We start from the raw sequence: 13,935 nt of genomic DNA on the forward strand, positions 1-13,935 counted from the left end.
ATGAATGAGATATCTGTTTTATTTGTGAAAGAGTCAAGTAGAGTATATTGTGATGAGGATTTTATTTTTTACTTTTCCATATTAGTTGGGAAAATAGTTAAAAATAAATTAGCATTAGAGAAAGTTAAGAGATTTTCTGATCAATGTATTGTTGTGCATAATGTTTATTGTAAAGAAACTGAAAGATTTTACAAAGAATGGATGAAGTCTCAAGGATTAATTCATAAAAATTTAAATAGCTATGTGAATATTGAGAAAAATAATAAAGTAAGAAAGCCATTCATTTATTCTGACTTTTTTGCGTCCCCCAATGTAGACGAAGATGCTAGGGATGATGTAAAAAGAAAAGCTTGGGAATTATCATTAGAAAATATGATAAATAGAAGACATCGGTTTTGTGTGATAAATAATTTAAACGAAGTCCATATTAGCAATATGACAGATATATTTACGAATGACTATCAATATAGAATTAATAGATTTTTAAAGGAAAAATCAAAAACGGATTATCATATAATAACAATTAACACGTTTCATGATTGCGATTCCATATTAAAATTCATTTCAAATAAGAATTATTTAAACGATTTTATTATAGTTAGGGAGGGCAGTGATTCTTGTTACTCTTCCTTAATAAGTAATAATTTTCTATCTAATATTAGCTTTAGATCTATCTCTATCATTTCTAAAGAAGATACTCATGCAGCAAAAACAACACCAAATGGTTTTTTCTTTCCTGAAAAGAAGATTTTCTTTATAAAAAAGGAAAAAAATGAAAAAATTATAAAAAATGCAATAGATAGGTGGTCTAAGCTCTATGTATGTTCTCCTTCTTGTTATTTTACTTATGGTGAGAAAGATGGTTTACATGAGGAGATGGAGAAAATGAACAAGCTTATTAAGCGATTTTATCCATTTTTCGATTTTGTAAAAGATAAGGATAATGGTAACAGCTTTATGAATATAGATAAATATTCAAATAACTTATTTAAAGCTGATATTGTTATTCATATAATAGGGTCAGAGTATCTAAAATCTTTTTACTGCATGCGAGAGCTTGTAAAGACATTATTAAATAAAGGGCTTATTAGCGATTCTCAAACTAGCTCAGAAACAAAAGATTTTAGTAACATCACAAATTATGGATGTATACCCTTATTCACAAAAGAAGCTAAAGAAATAATTTTTGAAAATAAATTCGATATGTTAAGTTTTTGGGAAAATGAGTTAGAAAATACTAGTTTTCCAAAAGAAGATGTTAATCTTATAGTTAAATTACTTCCTCAAGCAAAGGATTTGTTTAATAAAACTTATTCTTTTAAAACACTTGAGGGGTTTTCTGAAGAAGATTATGTTGATATATTCTTTTTTTTAGGGAAAGCATTAAATAATTATTCAGAAATAGGTTATTCGAATATATACTCAAGTTATCAGAGTGTAGATGATTTTAGGCTAATGGCCCGTAATATTATAAAATCGGAGATGCTATTAGCATAAAAAACTTTAAAGTTGTGTTTTTCAATCATCTAGTTGATTCTTAAATAATTTTTTAAAAATATAAAAAACACGTTATTTCAGATCCTAATAATCACCCACGCTAATACAACTAAAAGCAGCATCCCTAAATAAAAAGGCCAGACTGCCAATGATGAAAGTGCTTTTAAGAAAGTACTGGGTAACTTCCCGTCTGTTGTAACACGACATAAATCATTAACAATTAATTGCTCGTTATTTAATTTATCCAAAAAACATTGATAAGCATTCCGAAACTGCTTCTCTAGTGCTAAGTAATAAGCATCTAAAAAACAAAATAAAATAATAGGAATACCCGCCAATATAGCTGCACTCGCAATACCCTTTTCTGCAACTAGCACCATAATAGCAGAGACTAAACCAATAGCCCATTTCTTACATTCACCACTATTAGTAGCCATACGAACAATTAGATTTTGATAAATCTCAATATGCTTAATAATAGCAGGAGAGTCGATGCGTAAAGGTAAGTTTAAGTTATCCATAACTAAGCCTAGAGGTAAAGTTTGAAAAATATTCGATTAGCGCTGAAGGGGTTAAATAATCACTATTCCAAACCCTATATATTTTCACTGATATAGAATATGAACCACAGAGTTGTTAACACTACCAATACCCTTCAACTAAGTAAAGTTCACACTTGAGTCTCTCCTTTCCACACTATACAGTTCCTCCTCGTTAGTGTTGTATCAGGGATCATCCAATGGGCTTATTCAGCCGATTGCAAGCTGTCAAAATTGATTTCAGTGTCTTTAATCGTCGGCGCTGGCTTAAGCGTTTATTATCTTGGGCTTGGCAATTACCCTTATGGGGTTTGAGTATAGTGCTTGGCATTATTATAGTGTTGCGTTGGCTGCCTGTACCCACGACCGCTTTTATGGTTGAGCATCAATTCAGTGCTTGGTGGCATGACGAACCCACGACGATTTATTATCAATGGGTGGACTATGAAGAAATCTCGCCTAATATTGCCCTTGCCGTGATTGCCTCAGAGGATCAATTATTTCATGAGCATTGGGGGATTGATCAGCGCTCGACTATGGAAGCTATTGAGCGAGCCTTAGACGGTAAAGCCGGAGGAGGAGGGAGCACCATTACCCAGCAGGTCACTAAAAACTTGTTTCTATGGGGCGGACGCAGCTTTATTCGTAAAGGGCTAGAATGGGGTATTACCTTACTAATAGAGTTATTTTGGTCTAAGCAGCGTATTTTAGAGGTTTATCTGAATATTGCTCAGTTTGGGAGTGATATTTATGGGGTGCAAGCGGCTAGTCAGCGCTTATTTAATACCAGCGCCAAGCGTTTAAGCATTAAGCAATCCGCACTCCTCGCGGCAGTATTACCCGCTCCCGCCCATTTTAGAGCAGATAAGCCTACCCGTTATTTATTGTCGCGGCAGCGCCAGATTGAGCGGCAAATGCGTTTATTAGGGGGAGTGGACTTTTTAGAGCAAGTGGCAGAATGATGCAGCAAAGCACTCGGAGGAGTGCTTTGCATTGGGTAGTAGTCAGCGAGTGTTGCTAGCGCTCTAACACTACACTTCCTAACATGGAGGGATTACGCCACGCTTCGTCGCGTTTATCATTCCATGATAATTTACCCTTGCGTAAGCCACCACTATCATCATCATTGACTTGAATATCAATTCCCAGTGTTGTTCCCATGCCGGGAGTAATACCCAGCGCAGGCCAAGGTACGATGAGTTCTAGCACATAGCTATTATCAAACTTTTTCATAGCATACTGCGCGTTTAAGTGCTGACGAGCAGAATAGCCCCCATAGGTAATCGAGCTATCCCCCCAGCGGAAAATCATATGGTGTTGATGCACGCCATCATACTGCGTTTGGGGAGTCGCATTGGTATTGAAGAAAACTTCAATCGAATCGTCATGCCACGGCTTATCGTTTTCGCGGAAGAATTTATTATCATCGACGGCTACCCGTAGATAGAGATTGCTATAGTCCCAACTCACTTGCCAAATAGCTGCAAGATCTTCTTTACCCGTGATAGTGCCATTCACGACATTGCGTAGCCGATAGGTGGAGGCTCCCTGCCAAGGATTACCCATATTGCGTATGGTATGCGCTACGGCTCGCCCTTGAATATAGGCTTCGTGTACCACCTCAAAAGAGGCAATTTTAGTAGTGCTAGCAGCCGGGCTAGGTGTTGGCGTGGCAGGTGGTGTAGCTGCAGCAGCAGGTGGTGTTGCAGTAGGTGTTGTTGGAGCAGGCGGTGTTGCGGGGGCGGGTGTAGCCGCTGGTGCTACGGGCGTTGTCGGAGCGACCGCAGGGGTAGCAGGAGCTGCTGCGGGTGTGGCTCCTCTTTCTAATACCGCTAACTCACTCATGGAGCGGGGTGCTATACGGCGCACTGGATTGACACAGTTTTGCCACCAGCAGGGATTAGCATTCATAAAACGGATTAAGGCTAGATGTTTAGGTGCTTCATTATCCGGTTGGGTAATGTATTCCTTAGTGCCAAAGCTACCAAATTTTTGATAAGTACGTGGCGAGGTATAATGCACAAACATCTCACCCCCGGCTTGTTTCCAGCCATCTAATAGGCGGCGATAAATCGTCTCCATTTGTGCATGGCGGTTAGCACTATAAAAGAGTGAATTTGGATGCTGATCATTGGTTTTGGTTTTCCAATCCACCAAGTGCTGCCCACCCTCATAGGCGATGAGGGATACTTTAAGTTTATTCGTAACCGCCGCTTGTTCTCGAATCGCTTCTAACACTTTAGGCAATGAGTAGCGATATTGGCTACTAGTCATAATTTGAAAGACTTGAGCAACCGTACGGGCTTTGCGTAAGGCATCATCATCCCCAAACACATAAGGGGCAATAGCAAAGGCATCAGTAAACTTATAAGCATCATTAAAACCTAACATGGTTTCAGTCATGCCCTTGCTACCCGTAAGTCCACCCATGACCCGGACTAAACGCTGTTTACCCAGCTCTTGTTCAAAGATACGAAAGATTTCTACCGAACGTTTAGAATAGTATTTATAGCCTGCTTTCATAGGTTCGGTATCAAGCTTTGATTGCAGCCCTAGGCGCTTCATATAAGCGTGTTGGCTAAAAATACCGTTCCATGTTTCATTACTATATTCGATATAAACTTTGAGATCGGGATTAAGCTGCGTTTTAATCATGCGGGCATAACGACGGACAAAGTCATCATTTGCCGCATGAGGTAAATTAAACCACGCATCCGCACTCAAGCGATTAGACAGTTCAATCATGACCTCCAAAGGAGCACCGCGTATACCTTCTGGACCTCCCCATGTTGCTTGCTCTACGCGGGGGCGCTCTTCCCAGCGTGACATAGGATTACGGGTAATACCGCTCATATTCATATAACGTATCACTTTGTAATCACGCATGAATTTGAGATAGTCAGGATTAAAAATAATCTTATCGTAATGCCGATCAAAGGCGAGATAGTCATTGCCTGTACATTGCGAGGCATTCATTACCCGTTGAAAGGGATTGCTCGAACAAATACCCCCCGGTGGGAGCACGCGAATATTGCGCAGTGGGTTTTTGGGTTCTGTTTTTACAATCGTGAGTTTAGCGCTGTATTCTTTATCGGCTCCAGGGGTTAGGAGGATAATATCCTTGCCTTTATTGGATTCGACTAAGGTAGCGTCAATGCCGTATTCGATCTTACCTTGACCGTCGTAGAGCACGGTATAATAACCCTGCGGAATCGTACTAGCAGGCAGTTTATTAGCAAAGCGCGTACTAGCCTGTGCGCCAGGGCCTAATAGCATAGGCCAACCATTGCGATCATAACGCACATCACCTTTGGTTAAAGGCTTAGCATATTCAAAGGGCAGTGCCATTTTAAACAGATCAATGAAGGGGACGCTAGAATCCTCTTCCATGATTTCATTGGTATTCGTACCTAAAGGCGACTTCTGATTGTAAAAGGCCTGAGTCGTGAGTGGGTAAAGGTAAAGTAGTAATAGCAGCCCTAATGTGAATAGGCGACTTCCCGCGCAGAATCGCTTAACCATGCTGTAGCCCCAAGTTATTTTTAGTTCTTATGTATGTATTAGCCGACACTATGCGTTATAGTTTAGAGTTAGGCAGTAGGTGACTTTGTTTGTTTAACAATAGACTAGCAGTCTAGTGGGAAAGACCTGAGCCTTACCTGAAATTGGTGCTAAGTCATTGGTATATAAAATAACCACCCCCCTAATTTATTATTAAAATCATAAGAGTAAGGTGAAACTCTAAATACTCACAGACCATAGGATAATCGGACTTTAAACCCATGTTTTATTGGGTATTTCCATATTTTTCCTACGCTGTGAGCGCTTACGCTAGTGCTAGTCGTTAGAAGAGCACTAGCGTAAAAGGTTCAAATGAAAATCAAAAAATTTTATGACTATCAGCGATAATAATAGTAAGTGCCACTCGGAGCACCGTACTCCATCATATGATTCAGTGCACCGCTGGCTTCTAAGTAGTAAATAATAGCGCCTAAGGCCATAAATCCAGCTAATATTGCGAGGGCAATTTTGATTTTGCTATAGGGGCGTTCACCTTTGGTTTTACCATTACGTCCATTGATGACAAAACGATAGACTTTTTCATTATAACGAAAGGCCGCAGACCAGACGGGAAGCAGTAAATGCTTAAAAGTGGTTTGGGAGTATTGAGTTTGCACTTGTTGAATCATTTGCTGATCGCCCCCTATATCACGGCGAATCGCAGCCTCAATGCGTTGATTCATGATCTGCTTGGCTTCATCAAACCCTTCATCGACATCAATTTGATAGAGTTCGCTGCTAAAACCACTTAAATAGGCCTCCTGATAGGAGACTAGATTATCAAGATCCCAAGGCTCGATTTGATCGAGTACCGCACGGGGTAAGGTTTGGGTGGCTCCAACTAAAACATCATCAAAAAATAAGCGCACATGCCCTGACACGGGTTGCCAGCGGATTTTGGGCACATTACGAATTTCTTGGCGCGGTTGCCCATTCACCATCACGGTCACATATTCACGCTCATAATAAACCGTGCCACGCTGTCCGATGTAATCGCTATCGGTATAACTATCATAAGTCCAGTAGGGGACATAGATACCGAGTAGCTTCTCATCCCGTCGCGCTTTATTGTTTAAGGCACTTGGAGCAAACCATAAGCGACTAATCCAAGAGTCAAACGAGGCTTTAGCTTGTTTTTCAGTAATGACAAAAGGCAAGAGCGATTTAGGTTGAAATAAGCGTACTTGAGCGGTACTCGTCACTACCGGCGTGCCGCAAAAGGGGCAATCCCCTGCATGCTGATTTTTCAGCTCAAAGGTTGCAGCACAGTTAGGGCATTTAATGACTTCGGTATTATCGAGTGCTTTAAGCTCAGATTGCTCTAATAAGCGCAAGGCTTGGGAAAAGCTGTACTCTTTAATCGTACCTTGACTGGGTGCAATGATATTTTCATGACCACAATGCTGGCACTTGAGCACTGTGGTTCCGGGGCTATACAGTAAATTGGAACCACAGGACTCACAGTGAAAATAACGTTGCTCAGTAGCCGCTTTAACAGGTTCTACCATAGTGTATCTTTAGCTACTCAGCACGATTAGGAAGAGGGGGAGGTGTCATTGCATTGGCAGCAAAACTGCTAGCTAAGGCTGCTAGTTGTCCCGCCGGTTGCCAGCTTGCCATACCCGCCTGCCACACTAAAGTCTCGCGGCTGAGTTGACCTTGACGAATCCGCTCTTGTAAGGCGCTGAGAGTAATCGGGCCTACTGCTTGCGTATTATTATTCATCGCTACATGCCATTCAGCCGGTTCAGTCGATTGCGGCGGCATACTCGGATTCATTTTAGGCGGAACTTGCGTTTGTGGGGCAACAGTATGGCTAGGGGTGACATTAGGATTGGCATTTAAGCTATTCGCCATTTGATTGGCCATCGCCATGCCGACACCCATATCGATACCACTATTACCTTGCCCTTTCCCTAAACTATTGGCAGTTTGGTATTTTAAATACTGATCGAGATTACCAACGACACCCATGCTGGTGCGTTCATCTAACTTCTTTTCTACCTCAGGCGGTAAGGAAACATTTTCAATCAATACTTGGGTGATAGCGAGGCCGTAATTGGCAAATTCAGGCGCAATACGTTCGGTTACGTACTGACTCAATTGATCGGTGTTCGCCGCCATATCTAAGACGGGAATATTAGAGTTAGCGATAATAGTACTAAAACGGGTAACAATTAAATTACGTAACTGATCACTAATCTCTGTGACTGAGTAGTTCCGATCCGTTCCCGTAATCTCCTGCATAAATTTACGCACATCACTAATGCGGAAGGAGTAAGTGCCAAAGGCTCTAATCCGTACCGGACCAAATTCTGGGTCACGCACGATCACAGGATTACTTGTACCCCATTTGAGATTAGTAAACTGACGCATACTAAAGAAGTACACTTCAGCTTTAAACGGGCTATTAAAACCATGATCCCAGTGTTGCAGAGTGGTCAAAACGGGTAGATTGCGTGTTTCCAGCACATACATCCCTGGGCCTAACACATCAGCGACTTCGCCCTCATTGACGAATACCGCCATCTGCGATTCACGCACAGTGAGTTTGGCACCATATTTAATATTATTGCCTTGACGATCAAAACGATAGACGAGGGTATCGTTAGTGCTATCCGTCCAGTCGATAACATCAACAAACTCACCTGTTAACATATCCCATAATCCCATGATACTAACTCCTTATAGCTTAATATTATGATTGCACACGCCCTTTGGCGCTAATGAGTGTTTCACGTAATTCTTTTTCCATGAGTTTAAGCTCGGTTTCGGCTTTAGCACGCATGGTTTTACCTTCATCAGCGATACGTAGTGAGTCGTTAATAGTATCAATTAAGGATTGATTCGCCTTCTTGACAGACTCAATATCAAATACACCGCGCTCCATTTGTTTACGGGTTTCAGCATTCCCCATACGTAAGGTTTCGGCATTTTTTTCTAATAATTCATTAGTCAAATCACCCGCCCGTTTGACCACTTCCGCTGCGTCTGCCATACGGAAAATAGTGACCGCCTGAGCCAATTGATTTTTCCACAATGGCACGGTATTAATTAGCGTAGAATTAATCTTATTAATTAAGGTTTTATCATTTTCTTGGACAAGGCGAATACTTGGTAGGCTTTGCATCGCGACTTGGCGCGTGAGGCGTAAGTCATGTACTCGGCGCTCTAAATCATCCCGCGCACTGCGTAAATCACGCAATTGCTGCGCCATGACCATATCCTCTTTGGCAGCTTCCACTTGAGCAACCATGGCAGGGATTTCTTCTTGATCTAGGCGGCGTAATTTTTCTTCACCGGCTGCAATATACACTTCTAATTTATGGAAGAAATCCAGATTAGCCTCATAGAGCTTGTCGAGGGTCACAATGTCGGTCAGAAGCTGGGTTTTATGTCCTTCCATTTCATCAGTAATGGTATCGATTTGCTTACGCACATCTTCATATTTACCTAAAAACTGTACGACAGGTTTGGCTTTACCCAGCAGTTTATCCCACCAACTGAGCTGACGATTTGGATTGAGTGCATCAATATCAAAGCCCTTAATTGCCGTGACCATATTATTGAGCGAGGCACCGGCAATACCGACATCTTTATTTTTCACACCTTCAAGCATTTTTTCTGAAATAGCATTCATCTGCTCTTGGGTTTTGGTGCCGAACATCATAATACTACCGCGATCATGCATATCGAGTTCTTGAATGATGCTGTCAATAGCCCGCTTTTTGGCTTCATCGACTTGGTTATAAACCACGATTTCTGCTGTAACTTCGGGGAGTGGCTCTGTACCCGGAATAATAGCGGGTAAGGTTTGGGTTTGTACCTGTGTAGGGAGGGTAGAGGTGGGAGTAGCAGTTTGAAGTTGGCTCATGGAAAATATCCTAGCAATGATAATTAAATGACAGTTTCACGTTTGAGTTGTTGATTCAGTACCTCGATTTGCACATCAAGATCAAAGGTATTGTTTTCTAATAACTTAGTTTTTTGTTCGGCAAAGGTCTGCTCTATGGAGTCTAGCACTTTGCCAAAATCCGTGTCTAAAGCAAGGGGAGTCGCTCCCGCTTTTGCAGTCTTAGCATAGGTTTCAGCCACCCGCTGTGTACCGTCCAAATAAACTTTTAAAAATTTACGTGCTTGGGAGAGACGGGTCGGATCATCTTCAATGGTAGTCAGAATATCACGCGCTTGCTGGGTAATATTTTGGAGGCGATTTCGATAATCGGGGTTAGTAATGCCAGTGCGAGCCGTATCAATCGCTTTGATTTTCACCTCAGCCGCTTCTAGTGCATTCAGGACTTCATCGAGCGATACACTCAAGGATGAAAAGGCATTTTTATCCCGCCGTGGGTCTAGACCGTAGTAGAGCGCAAAGCCTAATAAGGCAGCGACCGCAAATAAGATAGCAGCGGCTATACCATAGCCAGTACTTAGCCATGCTAGTAAGCCAGTGGTAATAGAAATGATGAGAGCAGCAATAGTCTTATAAGGTGTTTTAGGGGCACGGGCGAGTTTACGCTTTTCATATTCGCCCTCTAATTTAAAACCTTGCCGTGCAATGCTAGCAGCAATCATATAGGCCGCAAAAGCACCACCTGAGACGAGAGTTTGGGTCACTTGCCCGCCACTCAGACTAATTAAAGCACTGATTAAGCTAGGAATAGGCAATAGGTAAAGTAAAATACCCTTAATACCATATCTGACATCATGAGCAGTGGGCGTATAACGTTGGGCTTTAGACATAGTAGGAGTCTCAACTAAAAAAGGCGGTCAATGTTTTTCCGAGACTATGATAGATCGTAGCGATATTTACCATGCCAATACTAACAAGAAGTAGAATAAAACCTACCGTTTTACGTATATATGCCATAAGTTCAGTCCTTCATACCTTATCGATTATTAATAGACGGTGGCCCGAAATATTTCCGGTATTATCTCATAGTATCGAATTTTGAAAAGAGCAAACGTAATCTACTGAAATCGTGTGTAATGAATGGGTATTGCTTAGAAAAAAAAGCGCGGACTAAAAAGTCCGCGTGCTTTGCGAAGGTGACTCAAAAATACCAGACCTATTACGATCTGGAACACGAAAGGCCGAATCCCCTGTTTGTCCGCCCCGTTTCGTGCAGAACGACAAATCAACAGTCTTTCCCAGACGACCATCGATTCTCGCTCTTTCCTCTCAACCATTCCCAACAGCCAGCTCCCCAATAATAAACGGCCGGCAGGTTAGGAGGCCAAGAGTATCAACCTCAGCGCGCGTCATTCTGAATCCTCTAAGCCATTGAGTGTCAGAACGGCATGCAACTTATTGTTATATTCTAGACTTTCATGACGACGGAACCACTACCACAAACCCCAATTTATTCGTGATCCCTGCTGAAGTTATGATCATTCTAGCAAGTGCCACTGAATCAGACCTGAACTATAAAAAGCTTTTTCGGTTATGTTTCTTATCGCAAATAATTCTTTCTTATTTAGCTTAATTGTCAATACGGGGCTTGAATTAAGAAAAAATAGCCCCATATGATCGACATTCATTAAATAACCAAACCCTATCAGTAGCAGATGGAGAGGGACACATGACTCAAAGCAATGAAGCGAAAGGTAATCCTGAGGACATTTTAAAAACGGCTCAGTTTGAAGGGATGGATGGGACAGTAAAAGTGCAAGCTAATCAAACCGAAACCCATGATATTGAAACCGATAGCGGCACTCTTGAGAATAATGCTGAAACTATCAGTGCCTTATCTCAACAATTAGAAGCAGCTAATGCCCAGATTGCAACCGAGCAAGATACCGTTTTACGTCTACAGGCTGAAATGGACAATATGCGCCGTCGTAATGATAAGCAAGTTGAGGATGCGCATAAATATGCAGTACAACGTTTTGTAGAGGGTTTACTACCTGTACTAGATAGCCTTGAAAGTGGCATGCAGGTCAGTGGTGATTTAAATAGTATTCGTGAAGGCATGCAGCTCACGCTGAAACAATTTGAAGATACCTTAGGGCGTTTCAACGTTGAAGCGATTAATCCTGTCGGGCAACCCTTTAACCCAGAACAACATCAAGCGGTAAGTGCCCTTAATAGCCCTAATCATAGTAATGATACTGTGGTCAATGTGTTCCAAAAGGGCTATAGCCTTAATGGACGGGTGGTGCGTCCGGCGATGGTACAAGTTTGCAAAAAATAACTAAAAAACTCTTGAAAAGGACGAAGTTGTCCATAATTTAGAGTTCAGTTAAGACAAGCGTATAGCGCTTAAACCAAATTTAGCGAATGGAGATTCATATGGGTAAGATTATTGGAATTGACTTAGGTACTACAAACTCTTGCGTGGCTGTCATGGAAGGCGGTAATCCACGCGTGATTGAAAACTCTGAAGGGGATCGTACTACTCCCTCGATTGTAGCCTTTGTTCCTAATAGTGATGAAGTATTAGTAGGGCAGACTGCAAAACGCCAAGCAGTGACTAACCCGATGAATACACTGTATGCGATTAAACGTTTAATTGGACGCCGCTTTAATGAAGAGGCGGTACAAAAAGATATTAATTTAGTACCTTATCAAATCGTTAAGGCCGATAATGGCGATGCATGGGTTGAAGCAGTAGGCAAGCGTATGGCACCTCCTGAAGTATCTGCTCGTGTATTGATGAAAATGAAGAAAACGGCTGAAGATTATTTAGGTGAGCCAGTGACTGAAGCGGTTATTACCGTACCTGCTTACTTTAATGACTCACAACGTCAAGCCACTAAAGACGCGGGTCGTATCGCGGGCTTAGAAGTCAAACGTATTATTAATGAGCCAACTGCCGCAGCACTGGCTTATGGTCTAGATAAGGTAACAGGGGATCGCAAAATTGCGGTCTATGACCTTGGTGGTGGTACTTTCGACGTTTCTATTATTGAAATTGTCGATGTCGATGGCGAAAAACAATTTGAAGTATTATCGACCAATGGGGATACCTTCCTTGGTGGTGAAGACTTCGATATGAAACTGATTAACTACCTCGTTGATGAGTTCAAAAAGTCTACGGGTGTGGATTTAAAAGGTGATCCATTAGCGATGCAGCGTCTGAAAGATGCGGCTGAAAAAGCGAAAATTGAATTATCCTCTGCTCAGCAAACCGACGTGAATCTGCCTTATATTACGGCTGATGCGTCTGGTCCTAAACACATGAACATTAAAGTGACTCGTGCCAAATTAGAGTCATTAGTCGATGATTTAATTCAACGTACTATCGAGCCTTGCAAAATTGCCCTGAAAGATGCCGGCTTAAGCGTATCACAGATTCAAGATGTGATCTTAGTCGGTGGTCAAACTCGTATGCCTAAAGTCCAAGAAGCGGTGAAAAACTTCTTTGGCAAAGAGCCACGTAAAGACGTAAACCCTGACGAAGCGGTTGCAGTCGGTGCTGCGATTCAAGGTGGGGTATTAGGTGGTACAGTTAAAGACGTACTGTTATTAGATGTTACACCTCTATCCTTAGGGATTGAAACCCTAGGCGGTGTGATGACTAAGCTGATTGAGAAAAACACTACGATTCCAACCAAAGCGAATCAAGTATTCTCAACCGCTGATGACAATCAAACCGCTGTTACCGTGCATGTATTGCAAGGTGAACGTCAAATGGCTCGCGACAATAAATCATTAGGCCGTTTTGACCTACAAGACATTCCACCTGCAGCACGTGGTATGCCACAAATCGAAGTGACCTTTGATATTGACGCGAACGGTATTTTGAATGTAACCGCTAAAGACAAGGCTACTGGTAAACAACAAAATATCGTGATTAAAGCGTCTTCTGGTTTGTCTGATGATGAAATTCAACGCATGGTGAAAGATGCAGAAGCTCACGCAGAAGAAGATCGTAAACAACGTGAACTCGTCGATGTACGTAACCAAGCCGATAGCATGGTACATGCGACCGAAAAATCACTGAAAGACTATGGTGATAAAGTCTCTCCGGCAGATCGTGCTGAGATTGAATCAAAATTAGGTGATCTTAGAACAGCACTGAAAGGTGATAATAAAGATGTTATCACGGCTAAAACCGATGCAGTTGCTGAAGCCTCTGGTAAGCTAATGCAAAAAATGGCTCAAGGTGGAGCAGACGCACAAGGTACAGCCGGTGGTTCATCAACTAACCAAAACGCTAATCGTGGCGGTGATGATGATGTTGTTGATGCCGAGTTTGAAGAAGTTAAAAAGTAATTGAGTGAGTACAAGCTAACTAGCAACCTAGAAGTCATCGGATGTTTCTAAAACGATTACTTTTTATCGAGCGCCTAGCTTGCAACACTAAAGTGACAGGTGCAGTAGTTTACCCACTAC

At 41.9% G+C, this 13,935-nt stretch carries 10 protein-coding genes; 4 read left to right on the forward strand and 6 right to left on the reverse strand.

From position 1 onward, the window contains the following. Window positions 1–1,497 (forward strand): hypothetical protein, encoded by a 1,497-nt coding sequence (locus A3IK_RS0117820; protein WP_020561332.1) that lies wholly within the window; start codon window positions 1–3, stop codon window positions 1,495–1,497. Window positions 1,498–1,574: 77 nt separating this feature from the next. Here the strand turns inward: A3IK_RS0117820 and A3IK_RS0117825 are convergent, their stop codons facing one another. Continuing rightward, window positions 1,575–2,018: a hypothetical protein gene (locus A3IK_RS0117825; RefSeq protein ID WP_020561333.1), complete on the reverse strand. Its 444-nt coding sequence runs from the start codon at window positions 2,016–2,018 to the stop codon at window positions 1,575–1,577. Between the two features lie 218 nt (window positions 2,019–2,236). On the opposite strand from A3IK_RS0117825, the gene mtgA reads away from it, so the two are divergent. After that, window positions 2,237–2,998, forward strand: a complete 762-nt coding sequence (mtgA, locus tag A3IK_RS0117830) for a monofunctional biosynthetic peptidoglycan transglycosylase (protein ID WP_020561334.1) — start codon at window positions 2,237–2,239, stop codon at window positions 2,996–2,998. 55 nt (window positions 2,999–3,053) lie between these two features. On the opposite strand, the gene A3IK_RS0117835 is transcribed toward mtgA, so the two are convergent. The 5 genes from A3IK_RS0117835 to A3IK_RS0117855 all read right to left on the reverse strand — a co-directional run bounded on the left by A3IK_RS0117835 (window position 3,054) and on the right by A3IK_RS0117855 (window position 10,340). After that, on the reverse strand, window positions 3,054–5,558 hold the full coding sequence (locus tag A3IK_RS0117835; RefSeq protein ID WP_020561335.1) for a sugar-binding protein: 2,505 nt from the start codon (window positions 5,556–5,558) through the stop codon (window positions 3,054–3,056). Window positions 5,559–5,935: 377 nt separating this feature from the next. Beyond that, window positions 5,936–7,105 (reverse strand): TFIIB-type zinc ribbon-containing protein, encoded by a 1,170-nt coding sequence (locus A3IK_RS0117840; protein WP_020561336.1) that lies wholly within the window; start codon window positions 7,103–7,105, stop codon window positions 5,936–5,938. A gap of 13 nt (window positions 7,106–7,118) precedes the next feature. Then, window positions 7,119–8,270: an SPFH domain-containing protein gene (locus tag A3IK_RS0117845; RefSeq protein WP_020561337.1), complete on the reverse strand. Its 1,152-nt coding sequence runs from the start codon at window positions 8,268–8,270 to the stop codon at window positions 7,119–7,121. Window positions 8,271–8,295: 25 nt separating this feature from the next. Further along, window positions 8,296–9,471 (reverse strand): toxic anion resistance protein, encoded by a 1,176-nt coding sequence (locus tag A3IK_RS0117850; RefSeq protein WP_020561338.1) that lies wholly within the window; start codon window positions 9,469–9,471, stop codon window positions 8,296–8,298. A gap of 23 nt (window positions 9,472–9,494) precedes the next feature. Beyond that, window positions 9,495–10,340, reverse strand: a complete 846-nt coding sequence (locus A3IK_RS0117855) for a 5-bromo-4-chloroindolyl phosphate hydrolysis family protein (RefSeq protein ID WP_020561339.1) — start codon at window positions 10,338–10,340, stop codon at window positions 9,495–9,497. 839 nt (window positions 10,341–11,179) lie between these two features. Here A3IK_RS0117855 and grpE point away from each other — a divergent pair. Both grpE and dnaK read left to right on the forward strand, forming a co-directional pair. Beyond that, complete coding sequence (gene grpE / locus A3IK_RS0117865; protein ID WP_020561341.1) at window positions 11,180–11,791, forward strand: nucleotide exchange factor GrpE; 612 nt, start codon at window positions 11,180–11,182, stop codon at window positions 11,789–11,791. A gap of 98 nt (window positions 11,792–11,889) precedes the next feature. Then, entirely contained in the window at window positions 11,890–13,815 is a 1,926-nt protein-coding gene (gene dnaK / locus A3IK_RS0117870) for a molecular chaperone DnaK (protein WP_020561342.1), read from the forward strand. The last annotated feature ends 120 nt before the right edge of the window (window positions 13,816–13,935 follow it).

The sequence above is a fragment of the Thiofilum flexile DSM 14609 genome, from assembly GCF_000380185.1.
In the GTDB taxonomy this organism is placed as follows: Bacteria; Pseudomonadota; Gammaproteobacteria; order Thiotrichales; family Thiotrichaceae; genus Thiofilum; species Thiofilum flexile.